At 50.6% G+C, this 16,097-nt stretch carries 14 protein-coding genes and 1 pseudogene; 12 read left to right on the top strand and 3 right to left on the bottom strand.

The genetic code is table 11. The annotated features are described in order from the left end of the window. Window positions 1–152 precede the first annotated feature (152 nt). The 3 genes and pseudogenes from OA238_RS23600 to OA238_RS23585 form a co-directional block, all read right to left on the bottom strand. Window positions 153–1,133, bottom strand: a complete 981-nt coding sequence (locus tag OA238_RS23600; protein ID WP_015497160.1) for an IS5 family transposase — start codon at window positions 1,131–1,133, stop codon at window positions 153–155. Window positions 1,134–1,348: 215 nt separating this feature from the next. Next, window positions 1,349–2,596, bottom strand: a pseudogene (locus tag OA238_RS30765) (IS256-like element ISOan6 family transposase). 159 nt (window positions 2,597–2,755) lie between these two features. Then, complete coding sequence (locus OA238_RS23585; RefSeq protein WP_015497159.1) at window positions 2,756–3,649, bottom strand: LysR family transcriptional regulator; 894 nt, start codon at window positions 3,647–3,649, stop codon at window positions 2,756–2,758. Window positions 3,650–3,868: 219 nt separating this feature from the next. Here OA238_RS23585 and OA238_RS23580 point away from each other — a divergent pair, with 219 nt between their 5' ends. The 12 genes from OA238_RS23580 to OA238_RS23525 all read left to right on the top strand — a co-directional run bounded on the left by OA238_RS23580 (window position 3,869) and on the right by OA238_RS23525 (window position 16,095). After that, window positions 3,869–4,654 (top strand): 5-oxoprolinase subunit PxpA, encoded by a 786-nt coding sequence (locus tag OA238_RS23580; RefSeq protein ID WP_015497158.1) that lies wholly within the window; start codon window positions 3,869–3,871, stop codon window positions 4,652–4,654. 18 nt (window positions 4,655–4,672) lie between these two features. Then, window positions 4,673–4,909, top strand: coding sequence for an acetyl-CoA carboxylase (locus OA238_RS23575; RefSeq protein WP_015497157.1), 237 nt, complete (start codon window positions 4,673–4,675; stop codon window positions 4,907–4,909). A 2-nt stretch (window positions 4,910–4,911) separates the two neighbouring features. Further along, a complete protein-coding gene (locus OA238_RS23570) occupies window positions 4,912–6,297 on the top strand; it encodes an acetyl-CoA carboxylase biotin carboxylase subunit (protein ID WP_015497156.1) in 1,386 nt (461 codons plus the stop codon). Beyond that, the gene (locus OA238_RS23565) at window positions 6,294–7,169 is read left to right on the top strand and encodes a 5-oxoprolinase subunit B family protein (protein WP_015497155.1); all 876 of its coding nucleotides are present in this window, start codon (window positions 6,294–6,296) and stop codon (window positions 7,167–7,169) included. Before OA238_RS23570 ends, OA238_RS23565 begins: the two co-directional genes overlap by 4 nt. Beyond that, complete coding sequence (locus OA238_RS23560) at window positions 7,159–8,130, top strand: 5-oxoprolinase subunit C family protein (RefSeq protein WP_015497154.1); 972 nt, start codon at window positions 7,159–7,161, stop codon at window positions 8,128–8,130. Before OA238_RS23565 ends, OA238_RS23560 begins: the two co-directional genes overlap by 11 nt. Window positions 8,131–8,188: 58 nt before the next feature. Next, window positions 8,189–9,265 (top strand): TMAO reductase system periplasmic protein TorT, encoded by a 1,077-nt coding sequence (gene torT / locus OA238_RS23555; protein ID WP_015497153.1) that lies wholly within the window; start codon window positions 8,189–8,191, stop codon window positions 9,263–9,265. A 66-nt stretch (window positions 9,266–9,331) separates the two neighbouring features. Further along, window positions 9,332–10,840 (top strand): sugar ABC transporter ATP-binding protein, encoded by a 1,509-nt coding sequence (locus tag OA238_RS23550; protein WP_015497152.1) that lies wholly within the window; start codon window positions 9,332–9,334, stop codon window positions 10,838–10,840. Then, window positions 10,837–11,850, top strand: a complete 1,014-nt coding sequence (locus OA238_RS23545) for an ABC transporter permease (protein WP_015497151.1) — start codon at window positions 10,837–10,839, stop codon at window positions 11,848–11,850. Before OA238_RS23550 ends, OA238_RS23545 begins: the two co-directional genes overlap by 4 nt. Before the next feature lie 84 nt (window positions 11,851–11,934). Then, the gene (locus OA238_RS23540; protein ID WP_015497150.1) at window positions 11,935–13,221 is read left to right on the top strand and encodes a 4-aminobutyrate--2-oxoglutarate transaminase; all 1,287 of its coding nucleotides are present in this window, start codon (window positions 11,935–11,937) and stop codon (window positions 13,219–13,221) included. Further along, window positions 13,215–14,669, top strand: coding sequence for an NAD-dependent succinate-semialdehyde dehydrogenase (locus OA238_RS23535; protein ID WP_015497149.1), 1,455 nt, complete (start codon window positions 13,215–13,217; stop codon window positions 14,667–14,669). Before OA238_RS23540 ends, OA238_RS23535 begins: the two co-directional genes overlap by 7 nt. An 87-nt stretch (window positions 14,670–14,756) precedes the next feature. Continuing rightward, window positions 14,757–15,518, top strand: a complete 762-nt coding sequence (locus OA238_RS23530) for an energy-coupling factor ABC transporter ATP-binding protein (protein WP_015497148.1) — start codon at window positions 14,757–14,759, stop codon at window positions 15,516–15,518. Next, a complete protein-coding gene (locus tag OA238_RS23525) occupies window positions 15,493–16,095 on the top strand; it encodes an energy-coupling factor transporter transmembrane component T family protein (protein ID WP_015497147.1) in 603 nt (200 codons plus the stop codon). The genes OA238_RS23530 and OA238_RS23525 overlap by 26 nt, the downstream gene beginning before the upstream one ends. Window positions 16,096–16,097: the final 2 nt, after the last annotated feature.

The following is a 16,097-nucleotide window of genomic DNA, read 5'->3' as shown; positions in this document are numbered from 1 at the left end:
GCCCTCAGGGCTCGCATCAGCGTCAGGCAAAAGCTGCCCCTTGTTGCGCGCCTCAGCACGCCAGGAGAAAAGCGTCGCTTCCGAAATGCCTTCCTCCAGCCGTGTTGCATGGATGTGGCGAGGTCCGAGATTGCCCTTACCCATAATTCAGGTCATGCAGCAGCCTCGTACTTGGCACGGCCAAGCCCGTTCATTTTGTTGAGAATGTTTGTCCCAATCCTGACTTCAGTTTTTTGGTTCGGAAAGTTCCGAGCTTTCAGTTTGGGGCCGATGACCATCTTCCAGCGGCCTATTTGTGCTTCGCCTCGGCTCCGGTGATTGTAGCCGCTGCTAACTTGCCATGCCAGGCGCCCTTTGTCTCTAATCTCCGCGATGTGTTTATCTCGGGGCGTTGGATTACGGGCAGCATCGAGGCTGAGAACGGCCGTGATCGGAGGCGGGATTACAATCTCTATAGCTTCACCAAAACGGTCCACAAGCAGATCGCTGGTAGGATCGCCATCATAGGCGCCATCCGCCAAAAAGCGGCTAACAGGAGCCTCAATCTGGTCTAGAAGTTCGGGCAAAGCAGTTGGATCGCCCACGTCGTCTTTTGTCAAATCGGAGCAAACGATATCTCCAGTTGTGAGATCCAGTCCAAGGTGGAGCTTGCGCCACGACTTACGTTTGGCCTTTGTTTTATGCTTGTTCTGCAACCATTCGCCTTCACCAAATATCTTCAGACCCGTACTATCCACAACTAATTCGATTGGGCCAGCCCTTTGGGCTTTAGATTTTTCTGGCATGCTGAGCCCCGCACCTCTCCGCGAGAGGGTCGAGAAATCCGGAACGGGAACATCCAGCCCCATAAGCCGCGCCAAACTGCCGACCAATCCTTGCGTCTGCCGCAAAGGTTGTTTGAAAACCATACCCAGCGTCAGGCATACTGATATGGCCATATCAGAATATGTGGGTTGGCCGCCTGGCGTCTGACGTTTATCGGCAAGCCACTTATCTGCAACCTCAGGGCTCAACCAAATTGTCACATCACCACGCTGACGCAGGCCTTCATTGTACACTCGCCAGTTGGTGACCTTCTGTCGCTTCTTTTCAAACTTGTGGCGGCGAGAAGCGTTGAATTTGTGCGGCATCATTAATATCCAAGTCGTTGGCAAGCTGGCTGTCTAGCAGACCCGCTGGGGTCCATGCAACAACGCCCTGCAAACTGGTCGAAAAACTAGGACCACCTCTAAACCGCACCGCCGCTCTCCCTGAGTGGCGCCTACTTGGCTCGGCATAAGGGCAGCGCTGCTGTCATTGCAGAGGCTGGTTCGAGTTATTGTCAAATCTGGTGTTTGAGTATTGTTGGTCATGCGGTGATCTGGTCGGGGTTTGTGGTTTCGATTCCGTCTTTGAACGTGACGCCTGTGATGACTTTTGCGAGGTAGTCAAAGCCGCGTAGCTTCCTCCAATTTTGCTCAGCACATTGCCCCAGTTTGAACATCATGTGCAGCATGCCATCGCGTGACAGGCAGCCCTTTGAACGCTTGGTACGATGCCGGATCGTCGCGAAGGCCGATTCAATTGGATTGCTAGTGCGGATGCTTTGCCAATGCTGCGCCGGGAAGTCGAAGAATGCCATGAGTTCCTCACGATCTTTTTGCAGGCATAGTGTGGCCTTGGGGTATTTGGGTTCGTAGGTTTTGATGAACAGATCGAACGCCTTTTCTGCATCGACTTTGGTCTTGGCCTGCCAGATGTCGTGCAGCGCGGCCTTGGCTTTTGGCTGAGACAGCTTGGGTAAACAATTGAGCACGTTCATCGTTTTGTGTTGCCAACAGCGTTGATGGCGGGTCTCAGGATAGACTTCGTCCATGGCCGCCCAAAACCCCATGGCACCGTCCCCGATGGCCAGTTTGGGCGCATTCATGCCTCAGCTTTTGAGGTTAAGCAGAACCTCGCGCCAGCTCTGCGTGGACTCGCGCACCCCATCCTCAATTGCCAGAAATCGCTTCTTGCCACGGGCAGTTACCCCAATAATAACAAGGGCACAGAGCTTGTCATCCTCGCCCCGAAGGCCGCTGTGAACGCCGTCGGCCCAGATATAGACGATGGGCTCGTCATCTAACTCAGCGCCTTTCCAAGCCTCGTATTCATTGGCCCAATCGCGTTTTAAACGCGAAACCGTATTAGCCGACAAGCCAACGGCATCTGGGCCCAGAAGAACCTTGAGGGCGGGAGCCATCTCGCCGCTGGAGATCCCTTTGAGGTAAAGCCATGGCAAGGCCGCTTCCAGCGTCTTCGTGCGACGCACATAGGGCGGCACCAGGGCAGACCGGAATGTCACCGGTGTGCCGTCCTTGGACCGAACCTTTGGAATGCGCACGCTCACAGGGCCAATGCCCGTTTGAAACGGGCGGGCCGGATGATGTCCATTACGCACGACTGCCGCGTGACCGGCATCGGTGCGTAAGCCGGTAAATTGCGCCAAATAACTGACAAGCTCAGCCTCAACTGCTGTCGCGATCAATTGTTGTGCTCCCGTTTTCAGCAACTCCGTCAACGCGTCCGTCATCTCGTCTCGACGCGCAAAATCAACAATGTTAGTAGTTCCCATGGTGGTGTATCTCCTTTGGTTGGGCTGCTGTCTTCCAACAACAATTCAACCAGATACGCCGCCAACCTTCAAACCACTCAAACACCAGATTCAGTCATAGCTCGGCTGGTTCGCATTCCTGTGACAGCACCGGGTGCAGCAATGTTGCTGCACGTGAGGTCAAATTGGAGCAAGGAACGTCTGGTTAAAATACTCAATAACAGACGCTGCTGCTCTAGAATGCTCCACACCTTTTCGCCAAGCCAGTCCAATGTCCATAGACGGAATCTCAAGGTCGGTAGTTGCTGTGCCGATGCGCTTCCCTTCCAATGACCAAGGACGGTAGACCATGTCGGACAATATTGTGACGCCCTGGCCATTGGCCACCATCGAACGAACGGCCTCAACAGAGGAGGTGCGTAGTGTTACGCGCGGTTGGTACGCACTATTAGACCAGTAGCGCATCGTCGTGTGTGCGGCTTCATCTACGGTGAGCATGATGTAGTCTTGTTTTGCAATTTCTTCAAATGTGGATTTGCCTTGTCGAAATATCTCATGGCCGTTTGCAGCCCATAATCTTCTCGATGATTTCGCCAAAGTCTGAGTTTCCAACTCGGAGTTGGCAATGTTGGACGTCAGGACAACTGCCATATCGAACCTGTTTGACAGCAAGCCTTCTTCGATACTTTCGCGATTAAGCTCGCTGATCCGGATGTCGAGGTTTGGAAACCTCTGTTTGAGACGGTCCAAATGAGGAGGAAGGAAATAGCCGATAACAGTGTAGGTCGCGGCTATTGAGATTGATCCTTTTACCGGCGACTGTTTGTGAGCCATACGCTTAGCTTGATCTAGTTTCTCCAGAATTTCACGGGAAGAGGCGAGGAAGTCACGGCCAGCTTCGGACATTTCCATACCCGTCGCTGTCCGGAAAAACAGAGACGTGCCTAGTTCTGCTTCGAGCTCCTTGATGGCACTGGTTACTGCTGATTGTGAAATGGACAGTTGTGTTGCGGCTCGGCTAACCTGCCCGGATTCCGCCGTTGCAACAAAAAACTTTAGGTGCCGGAAGTTCATAAAATCACCTGTATCTCTTTCTATGTGTAGACTTATCGAAAAATCAAATGCATGCTAAAACTGGCAATACCTCACTTTTTAAAGTAAATATAGAAAATTGTCCCTTTAGCAACCTAGCGTTATCAATAATAGTTATATTGCTTTAGTTGAAATAGATATTTTACATAGCTTTCAGATCAAGCCACCATTCATTCGAAGCTGTTACGCAAGGATGTAAATATGATACGGGAAATCGTGGACCTGAACTGCGACATGGGAGAGGGCTTCGGCCAATGGGTGTTGGGCGAAGCACCTGAACAAGAGATCATGTCATTGATTTCCTCGGCAAACATCGCTGCCGGTTTTCACGCGGGAGATCCGAACTCGATGGATCGCGTCATTAAGCTGGCAAAAGAATATGGTGTTGGGCTAGGCGCACATCCCGGGTATCGCGACCTACAAGGATTCGGCAGGCGCTATATCAAAATGGGCTCTGATGAGCTGGTCAACGACATCGTGTACCAAATCGGTGCAATCCGAGAGTTTGGCCGACGCCACGGAATTTCACTTCAACATGTGAAGCCACATGGCGCCCTATACATGGAGGCGGCCGTTAACGAAGAGCTGTCACAAATGATTATTGACATGCTCGCCAAAACCAGTGGCGAAACGATCCTTTTCTGTATGGAAACATCGAAGACTTACGAGCTTGCCAAGCAACATGGACTTCCTGTCGTCCGCGAATTTTTTGCAGACCGTGACTACGACAATAGCGGTGCCATTGTCTTCAAGCGGCAGGTCGGACGACCTGATCCAGAAGCGATTGCGGCAAAATGCTTAAAGGCTTGCAAAACTGGCAAAGTGACAACCGTCGAAGGTGCCGAAATGGAGATTGGTTTTGAATCAATCTGTTTTCATTCCGACACTCCGGGCGCACTCGAAATAGGAAAAGCTATCCGCTCGGCACTGTTGAATGCAGGTATCAGCATCGCATCAGCATCCACCGTATTGGCACAATCTAAATAAGAGACAAGGACCTCAATCATGGCCGAAATTCAATCACCACTTCCAGGTTCATTTTATCAAAAACCATCGCCGAATGAAGCAACTTATAAGTCCGCTGGCGATGCTGTTGCTGTCGGCGATACTGTTGGACTGATTGAAGTGATGAAGACATTCATCGAGATCAAATCTGAAGTCGAGGGTACTTTTGAGAACTATGTAGCCGAAGACGGGTCACCCGTTTCTGCTGGCGATACTCTTGCAAGATTGAGTAACTGAGTATGACGATTTCGCGCCTCTTTATCGCCAACCGTGGTGAGATTTCCGTACGTATTATTCGTGCTGCCAAGGAGCTTGGGATCACAACGATACAAGCCTATTCCGAAGGCGACGCCGAGATGTTGAGCGTCAAACTCGCAGATGAAGCCATCTGTGTTGGTCCTGCAAAATCCAAAGACAGCTATTTGAATGTTGTACGTTTGATGCAAGCGATCAAGGATTCCGGCGCAGATGCCGTTCATCCTGGATATGGTTTTTTGTCTGAAAGTCCGGAATTTGCACATGCTATTGAATCAGCTGGGATTACGTTTGTAGGTCCGACGGCTGCGACCATTGAGCGGATGGGTGATAAAGTTGAAGCGCGAAAGGCTGCAGAAGCGGCGGGCGTTCCTGTTGTGCCCGGATCCAAAGGTCGCATAGAAACTGTAGACGACGCAGCGCAAATCGCGAGCGATATCGGATATCCGGTCATGATCAAGGCTGCTGCAGGTGGCGGTGGCAGAGGCATTCGCGTTGCTGACAATGAGGGGGAATTGCGGTCCCTCGCGCCGCAAGCGCAAGCTGAAGCGGAAGCCGCGTTCGGCGATGGTGGGCTATATCTTGAACGCGCTGTTAGATCACCGCGTCATATCGAGGTTCAAATTCTGGGCGATGGCACAAACGCAGTTCACTGTTTCGAACGTGAGTGCTCGCTTCAACGCCGCCGACAGAAGGTCTGGGAAGAGGCTGGGGCTGTATGTCTTGATGAGGAAACGCGTCAAACGCTATGTAAGTCAGCCGTCGCTCTAGCAAAGGCGGTAAACTATCGCGGCGCCGGAACACTGGAATACCTCTACGATGAGGCCACCAATGAGTTTTTCTTTATAGAAATGAACACACGCATCCAAGTTGAACACCCAATTAGTGAAATGATCACTGGTGTTGATCTTGTCCAAGAGATGATCCGAGTTTGTGGTGGTGAAAAACTCAGCATGACTCAAGATGAGATTGTGCGAAACGGTCATGCGATCGAAGTCCGCATCAATGCTGAAGATCCATTCATGCAATTTATGCCATGGCCGGGCAAAGTAGGGGCAATGCGCATTCCTGAAGGGGAGGGGATCAGATTCGATCATTTCCTTTACGAAGGATATCAGATCCCACCCTTCTACGATTCACTTCTAGGCAAAGTTATTGTTCATGCCCCAACGCGGCCTGAGGCCATTTCAAAGCTTAGAGCCGCGTTGCAGGAAATTGAACTGGCCGGTCTCAAAACAACCATCCCGCTTCATCTTGCTCTCGCAGATGATCCTTCGGTTCAAGAAGGCGCATTCCACACTCAATGGTTGGAGCCATGGTTGGAGGCGGGCAACCTAACGAAAACGCAGCAAACAGGAGGTGCATCGTGAAGACACGTTACACATTTGGGGGTGACGAGCACATCTACGTGGAGATCGACGAGGAGATGTCACTAGACGCATTTTTCAAGTCACTTTCCATGAGCACTGCCGTCCGAGACGCCAATATCCCAGGCGTGACAGAGATTTGTCCGGCGAACGCATCCTTCCAAGTCAAGTTCGATCCGGATGTGACGCATCCTGAAGACATGCTTAAGCGTGTCAAAGAACTTGAGCACATGGCCGACAGTGCGGAGAAGCGTCTTTCAACTCGGATTGTTGAAATTCCTGTCTACTATCAAGATCCGTGGACCCAAGAATGTGTCATGCGTTTTCGCGAACGCCATCAGGACCCTTCTGGGACCGACCTTGATTATGCCGCGCGGATAAACGGATATGACAGCGTAGAAGCGTTTATTGAAGCGCACCATTCGCAGCCTTGGTTTGTGTCAATGGTCGGCTTTGTGGCTGGTCTGCCATTTCTCTATCAGTTGGTTGAGCGAGAAAAGCAGATTCAAGTCCCAAAATATCTCCGCCCAAGGACGGATACACCTAAACTAACCGTTGGGTACGGTGGTTGTTTCTCTTGTTTGTACTCTGTGCGCGGCGCTGGGGGTTATCAGATGTTCGGAATCTCACCCATGCCGATCTATGATCCCGAACAACAAGTGAGCTACCTCAAGGACTTCTTGGTCTTCTTCAAGCCGGGTGACATCGTGAAATGGAAACCCATTGATCGTGCTGAATACGACCGCGTTACAGCGGCAGTAGAGGCGGGTACCTATACCCCCCGTATCGCGGAGGTCGATTTCGACCTTGAGGAGTTCAACGCCGATATGGCGGGTACCAATGCGAAATTGATGGAGGCTCTCAATGGCGCTTAAAATTAACAAACCCGGCCTTTCGACATCAGTTCAAGACCTTGGTCGTCCCGGATATTTTCATCTGGGCATTCCAATCAGTGGTGCTATGGATCGCTTCGCTCTCAGGGCCGCAAACATGTTGGTCGGCAACCCAGAGGGTGCAGCTGGATTGGAAGCCGTCTTTATGGGCCCGGAGATCGAGTTCACGGAAGATGCGATTGTCGCTGTTACCGGGGCTGAAATGCCAATCACGATTGATGGCGAAGCAGTCGAGGGATGGACGTCCTTTACAGTGAAGTCAGGCCAAACTCTTGCATTTGGATTTCTGAAAACTGGAGCACGGATTTACATTGCTGTTTCTGGTGGTATTGCGACCGACCCAGACCTAGGTAGCCGTTCTACCTATCCAATCGGTGCCTTGGGTGGCGTTGACGGACGTCCAATTGCTCAGGGAGATGTCATTCCTTCCGGACAAGGTATCGTTGGCAAAGCTGGTTTATCAGTTCCAACTGACTTGCGTCGTGGCCCAACAAATCCAGCCGAGCTTCGTGTTTTGCCGGGACTATATTGGAACCGCTTGACCGAGGCTGCTGGGAACGGGTTTTTCGAGGATACTTGGATAGTTGCACCAGAAGCCGACCGTATGGGCTACCGATTCAAGGGTGGACGTCCATTGGAATTCGTCGATCGCGAACAGCCCTTTGGTGCTGGCGCTGATCCTTCAAATATCGTGGATGGCTGCTATTCTTATGGCTCCATTCAGGTGCCAGGTGGAACAGAGCCTATCGTTCTACATCGCGATGCGGTGTCGGGGGGGGGCTATTTCACACTTGGAGCGATTATATCAGCAGACATGGATTTCATTGGGCAACTTCAACCGAACACGCCGGTGAGGTTTGTGAAGGTTGACATGGATGAGGCTCTCGCTGCGAGGACGAGTCGTCGCGAAGCCTTACAAAAAATTAGAAAAGATCTCACCTAAGGGACAAACAGAACGCGGAAATCCGCACAAAAAAATAAACAACAAGGAGATTACACTAATGAAACAATTCTTAAAAACAACGGTGGCCCTAGCGATGGCGACAGCGATCCCAGCTGCAGCGTTTGCAGAAGAAAATTGGTATCCCTATGAAGCGCAAGAGGTTACGCCTGCATTTTCCGCTGATGGTGAAGTAAGCGCTGTAACTTACACACCGCTTGAGAGAGCTGAAAAAGCATGGAACATCTGCGTTTCATTTCCGCACATGAAAGACGCTTATTGGCTCGGCGTGAACTACGGTGTTGCTGATGAAGCAGCCCGTCTCGGCGTCAACATGAATAACGTTGATGCTGGCGGCTATACCGAATTAGCCAATCAGATCAGTCAGATCGAGAACTGTGTAGCAGGTGGTGCCGACGCGGTTGTTATCGGAGCGATCTCGTTTGATGGCCTTAACAATGTCATCGGCGAAGTTGCTGGAGCCGGTATTCCAGTGATTGATGTGATCAACGGTGTGTCTTCCCCAGATATTTCTGCGAAGTCATTGGTTTCTTTCAGAACAATGGGCGCGGAAACTGGACGATATCTGGCTGAGCGGCACCCTGCAGGCAGCGATCCAGTAAAAGTTGGTTGGTTTCCTGGTCCGGCTGGTGCTGGTTGGGTTGAAGCAGCTCACGCTGGGTTCATGGAAGCCGTCGAAGGTTCCGCTGTAGAAGTTCTCGAGCCACGCTTTGGTGACACTGGCAAAGAAGTGCAGTTGGGTCTGGTTGAAGATGTTCTGCAAGCAAACCCGGACGTCCGCTATCTTGCGGGTACTGCGGTAACTGCAGAGGCGGCTCAAGGTTTGATCCGTGAACGTGGATTGCAAGGTGAAGTAGACCTTTTGGCATTCTACATGACGCCGGGCGTCTACACTGGTATCGAACGTGGTTTTATCCTTGCAGCTCCAGCTGACTCAATGGTTGTCCAAGGACGGATTGCTATCGACCAAGCGGTCCGCATTCTAGAAGGTGAAGAGTACATTAAGCACGTTGGTCCAGAGATCTTCGTTGTTGATTCTTCCAACATTGCCGATGTGCCACGCACAGACATTCTCCCGCCTGACGGGTACAGCCCAGTGTTCTCTGTGAACCAGTAGGCCTCGTCGAGGTAACTCACATGGGCCGGGTGCTTCCTGCTCGGCCCATGTTTTTTGGAGCAAATGATGACTACTAATATCCTCTTAAAAACAAGCGGCTTGTCAAAGCGGTACCCCGGTGTTCTAGCTCTAGACGGGGTCGATTTTGACCTTGAAGCTGGCGAAGTCCATGTTTTGTTTGGTGAAAACGGAGCTGGGAAATCTACTTTGATTTCTATGCTTGCGGGGGCTATCAAGCCAAGTTCTGGAAAAATTCACCATAATGGTGACAACGTCCGCTTTGAGAATGTTGCCGACGCGCAGTCTCTTGGGATTTACACGGTTTTCCAAGAATTTTCTCTCATACCTACTCTCACAGTTGCACAAAATATCTTTCTTGGATGGGAGCCCATGATAGGGCCCTTTATTGATCACAAAGAGATGCGCAAACGTGCGGCGAAGATGTTTAAGGACCTCGGGTTTGACATTGATCCGACCGCCATCACAGCAAGCCTGTCTCGTGCGCAGCAACAGATGGTCGAGATTACCAAGGCTTTCCATGGTGATCTTTCTGTCTTGATCTTAGATGAACCAACGGCCTCCCTTACCGACCGCGAAGTGGATCACTTGTTTGAATTTGTTGAAGGTCTCAAGGCAAGCGGTGTCGGGATTATTTACATCTCTCACCGGATGCAGGAATTCGCTCGGATAGCAGACCGAATCACAGTTCTGCGTGACGGCGCTAAGATCGGGACAGTTAACATGTCCGACATCGACGACGGCGCACTTGTTGAGATGATGACCGGCCGCGCCATCTCTGAAATCTACCCATACATTGAGAAACAAGACGGTGAAACACTCATGCAGGTCCACGAATTGTGTGCACCCGGTGTTCATTCCTCGTCGTTTGATGTGAAGGCAGGAGAGATACTTGGCATTGCTGGGCTGGTAGGCTCTGGCAAATCCCGACTTTTCCGAACGATCATGGATTTATACCCGCGTCAGAGTGGCACGATTACATATCGTGGAGCAGACATTAGTAATGCAAGCACCCGTGCTATTATTCAGGCTGGCGTCTATTATTTGTCTCCTGATCGAAAGCATGAAGGACTCGATCTGGCCAAGTCATCAAATGACAATCTGGGTGTAAACCCAATGATGGCCCGATTGGGCGAGAAGCTGCAAGGCTTTGTCAATTGGAGGTCCATCAAACAAAAGACAGATGCAATTTCCGAAACGGTGAAACTGCAGGAGGACTACCGACCGAAACTAGTTTCTCAGCTATCTGGTGGCAATCAGCAGAAGGTCCTGTTTGGGAAAGCGTTCGGTCAAGACATCGACCTTTTCATTTTTGATGAACCGACTGTTGGTGTGGACATGGGTACACGCGCCGCCCTTTACTTGTTGATCAAAGACTTGGCAGAGGCAGGCAAGGCTGTTGTTATCATTTCTTCAGACCTTCCCGAAGTCTTAAATCTTTCGCACCGTATTCTGGTGCTCGCCCACGGGCAAATCACAGCGGAGCTGTCAGGTGATGACATGTCCGAAGATCAGGTCCTAAAATATTTCTTTGACGAGACTGGAGCAACGGCATGAGTGCTGAAATCAAAAAAAACAATGCAGTTTTCACACTGATCAAACGGATTTTCTTGCGGGTTGGCGTACTGCCATTCTTTCTAGCAATTGCTCTGGTTGTCTTCACAGCGCTTTCATCAAATTTCTTAACAAGTCAAAACCTTATCAACGTCGCAAGGCAGTCGGTGTATTTGGTTCTGGTGTCGATGGGCCAGATGCTTGTTCTGATCTCGGGTGGGTTCGATTTGTCGGTTGGTACTGCGATCGCTCTGACCTCCGTCGTTTCAGCTTCAGGTATGGTGTGGATGGCAACGATTTTTCCAGACGCGATCTGGCTTGCTATCGCTCTAGGAGCATTGATGGGTTTTGGCGCAGCTCTTTTGATTGGTGCCATCAATGGTGTTGGAGTTGCATACTTTGAAGTTTCTCCGTTCATCATGACTTTGGGCGTTTCCTCTGTAGGGGCCGGAATGGCACTCTTTTTGACAGGAGGCGTTCCTGTCAGTGGCATGCCGTATGCTTTCGCTGATACATTTGGGTTTGGTAGGCTATGGGGCATACCGGTCCCAGTGATTGTTGCCCTTATCTGCATCATTTCCATGTGGGTATTCATGTCGCGTACACGACTTGGAACCCAAGTCTACGCGGTTGGTGGCAACATCAAAGCAGCACATCTGTCAGCGATTAATACCAAAAAGACACTGATGCTGGCCTATATAATTTGTGCGCTCCTCGCGTCTTTGACAGGGCTTTTGCTGACGGCACGAGTGGAATCTGGTGAAGCCAATCTGGGCGCATCCATCGCACTGGAATCTATCGCAGCCTGCGTTATCGCCGGTGTATCGCTTCGGGGTGGTATTGGACGTGTCGAGAATGTCGTGCTTGGCGCATTTTTCATCATCCTCGTTCAAAACGGCATGAATTTGGCACAGGTCAGTTCCTACATGCAGATGGTCTTGCTGGGGTCGTTGCTGATTCTCGCTGTGATCTTTGATCAGCTGCGCTACCGAATGATCATGAACGGCACCTAGTTCTCGGCCCAGTTAGCAATAAATGATGGGCTGGGAAATTTCCGGCCCATGTCTCATTAACCTGAGTTCAGGAAGGAAACACGAATGTTGAATTCAGAAATTAACATCCGAAAAGATAAAGCGATCTCACGCGGGGTAGGTATGCAAACCCAGATCTATGCAGATCGCGCAAAAAACTCAGAAATTTGGGATGTAGAAGGAACCCGATACATCGATTTTGCCGCAGGCATTGCGGTTGTGAATACAGGGCATTGTCATCCCAAAGTGATGGCCGCAGTACAGCGTCAAATGGAGCGGTTCACGCACACCTGCCATCAGGTGTTGCCCTATGAAAATTACATCAGCTTGGCCGAACGTCTAAATGCTGCGGTATCAGGTGATTTCGAGAAAAAGACCGTCTTTGTTACCACTGGTGCCGAAGCGGTTGAGAACGCCATCAAAGTTGCTCGCGCGTACACAGGTCGGCCTGCGGTCATCGCTTTTGGTGGTGGTTTTCACGGTCGTACCTTCATGGGTATGAGCCTTACTGGCAAAGTTGCACCGTACAAGCAGGGCTTTGGCGCAATGATGCCTGATGTTTATCACGTGCCGTTTCCAATCGAAATTCATGGGGTCTCAACTCAAGACTCTATGAATGCGTTTAAAAAATTATTCAAGGCCGATCTTGATCCAGAACGTGTTGCGGCAATCATCTTCGAACCCGTGCAAGGAGAGGGTGGTTTCTACCCTGCGCCAGCACAACTCGTGCGAGAATTACGCTCGCTTTGCGACGAACATGGCATTGTGATGGTTGCAGATGAGATTCAGACTGGTTTTGCGCGAACTGGAAATCTGTTTGCGATGGACGGTTACGACGTAGCGCCTGACTTAACAACCATGGCTAAGGGCCTCGCTGGTGGGCTGCCGCTTGCGGCTTTGGTCGGTAAAGCTGAAATCATGGATGCGGCGGGCCCTGGCGGATTGGGCGGAACCTACGGCGGCAATCCACTCGGCATAGCAGCAGCACATGCTGTCCTTGACGTTATTGAGGAAGAAAATCTCTGCGCTCGCGCAAATGAGCTTGGGTCGCGTTTGCGTCAGCGACTGGAATCCATCCGTTCAACGACCCCTGAGATTGTGGATATTCGTGGCCCCGGCTTCATGGTTGCCGTTGAATTCAACACACCAGATGGGTCTGCGCCAAGTCCAGAATTTACGCAAAAAGTTCGCGCTGAGGCTCTCAAACGCAAGCTCATCCTTTTGACATGTGGCATCTACGGCAACGTTGTTCGGTTTTTGGCTCCTATAACAATCCAAGATGAAATCATGGCTGAAGCGCTCGACATTCTTGAGGAATCTATCGTCGCAGCGCGGGAGAAGTGGACATGCTGAAACTTAATGATCCATCTCTCCTTGAGACCCGTGCATTCGTAAATGGTCAATGGATTGAAACCGGAGATACATTTCCAGTCCACAATCCTTCGACTGGCGAAAAGATTGCTGATGTAACTGATTTAGCCATCAGCGATGTCAGCCATGCTATTGACGGCGCATACGATGCCAAAATCGCGTGGGGAATGAAGACCGGTAAAGAGCGAGGTGCCATTTTACGAAAATGGTACGATCTGATGGTTGAGAACGTTGACGATCTGGCATCAATCTTAACCGCTGAAATGGGCAAGCCTTTAGCAGAAGCTAAGGGTGAGATCATGTACGGTGCGTCGTACATTGAGTGGTTTGCCGAGGAAGCCAAACGTATTTACGGAGACGTAATTCCGGGCCATCAACCAGACAAACGCATTGTTGTTCTCAAACAGCCAGTAGGTGTCGTGGGTTCCATTACTCCTTGGAATTTTCCGAACGCAATGATCGCGCGGAAAGTAGCGCCGGCGCTCGCAGTTGGCTGTACCTTTGTTGCTCGCCCTGCAGAGCTGACACCATTGTCAGCCCTTGCAATGGCAGTCTTGGGTGAGCGTGCTGGGATACCGAGCGGTGTTTTCAGTGTTATTACGAGCAGTGACTCTTCCGCTGTTGGTAAAGAACTCTGCGCAAACACGAAAGTTGCCAAAATCACTTTCACCGGCTCAACCCGAGTTGGCAAAATTTTGATGGAACAAGGGGCAGCAACCGTTAAAAAAGTCTCGATGGAGTTGGGGGGAAACGCACCTTTCATTGTGTTCGATGATGCCGATATCGATGCAGCAGTTGAAGGTGCATTGATTGCAAAGTTCAGAAACGCTGGTCAAACCTGCGTTTGTGCTAACCGGATATATGTACAATCAGGTGTCTATAAAGAGTTCTCCGAGAAGCTGGCCCAACGAGTGGCCGCGTTCATTATTGGCGATGGTTTTGGGGAAGGGGTCACTGTTGGTCCTCTGATCAATACAGCTGCTTTGGCAAAAATTGAATCTCATCTCTCTGATGCCATTGCAAAGGGTGCTACTCTGGCGACAGGAGGTAAGCGTCATAGTTTGGGCGGGACATTTTTTGAGCCGACCGTCGTCACAGGCATGAAAAAAAATATGCTCGTTTCTCACGAAGAAACTTTTGGCCCAATAGCACCCTTGTTCGAGTTTGAAACTGAGGATGAAGCAGTCGAACTCGCAAACGACACAGAATTTGGCTTGGCTGGTTACTTCTATTCCAATGACATCAGACGAGTCTGGCGTGTTGCAGAACGGTTAGAGACAGGAATGGTTGGTATCAACACAGGGCTAATATCTACCGAGGTCGCGCCATTTGGCGGTGTCAAACAGTCCGGGCAGGGACGTGAAGGCTCCAAGTACGGTGCCGACGACTATCTTGAGCTAAAATACATGTGCTTTGGCGAGATCAGCTAGCGATCTTGCGCAAAGATAAATGGCATCGAAAATCTAGTGTGATCTTTTGTCGAGATAGGGCACAGACCTCCAAGGGATTATCAACCAATGAAAATGGAGAGGATTGAAGTGCGAAATGCAAAAACAGACCTCTCTGGACTGTCGTTGGAGGGCGTTTGCTTTGAGGTCGCCGGAAGGCAGATACTTGAGGACCTTTCTCTTAGAACGGAATCAGCGCGAATAGGTATTGTTGGCCGCAATGGCTCTGGAAAATCGACGTTATCTCGTCTTATTGCGGGTCTTATCAAACCGTCATCAGGCTCTATTTTGGTGAACGGAATCTCGCCTGCAAAGGACCGAAAAGCAGCACTTACAGAAGTCGGTATTCTGTTCCAAAACCCTGACCACCAGATTATCTTTCCAACTGTGCAGGAAGAGATTGCCTTCGGTCTACGACAGCTTGGTCAAACTAGAGACGAAGCAGCGCAGGGAACTGAGCGGATGCTGGCTCGCTTCGGCAAGTCCCATTGGATCGATGCTAACGTCAGCACATTGTCACAAGGTCAAAAGCAACTGCTTTGCTTGATGGCAATTTCAGCGATGCAACCGAAGACAGTTATTCTGGATGAACCTCTATCAGGCCTCGACATACCTACGGGCATCCAGCTTCAGAAGTATTTCTCGGGCTACCCTGGAAACCTGATTCACATTACTCACAATCCCGAAGACCTCAGAGAGTTCGACTTTGCGCTTTGGCTAGAGGGCGGACGTCTGGTTGATTTTGGAAGCTGCGATGACGTATTGGTGCAGTACAAGGCGCAGATGAAAAAATGGGGAGCAACAGATGATATCTCTGACCTCTCCGATTAGAACTAAGGCACATGACTGGCCAGCCTCATTCAAGCTCGGTTCATTGTGTATAACGACAGCTCTTCTTTTCCTTATCGAAGACATTTGGGTCCTCATATCCGTGTTCACACTTGTGATGCTGACTTATGCATTGCCTGGGAAGGTTTTCTTCCTAAACGGCTTGCGCCAACTTAGGATGCTGTGGCCGTTCATCCTGATCGTTGGCATATGGCATGTTTGGATCGGAAGCTTCGTAGACGGTGGTGTCATTGTCGTTCGCCTCGTCAGCGCTGTTGCGCTTGCTAACCTTGTAACCATGACGACAAAGCTCTCGGACATGATTGATGTGATCAGTGTCATTTTACGGCCCCTTCATGCCTTAGGCTTGAAACCGAAAGTTGTCGAAATTGCCATCGCACTGGTGATAAGATTAACACCCGTTCTCGTAAGCAAAGGCAGTCAATTGTCCGATGCTTGGCGCGCACGATCTGAACGCGCGCCGAGCTGGCGCATCATCTTACCGTTCACCATCCTTGCTCTCGATGACACCGATCACGTTGCGGATGCATTGAAGGCACGTGGTGGGCTCGAAAGCTAATA

The organism is Octadecabacter arcticus 238, assembly GCF_000155735.2.
GTDB lineage: Bacteria > Pseudomonadota > Alphaproteobacteria > Rhodobacterales > Rhodobacteraceae > Octadecabacter > Octadecabacter arcticus.
The sequence above is the reverse complement of the archived record's forward strand: the minus strand, read 5'-3'. Positions and strand labels throughout refer to the sequence as shown.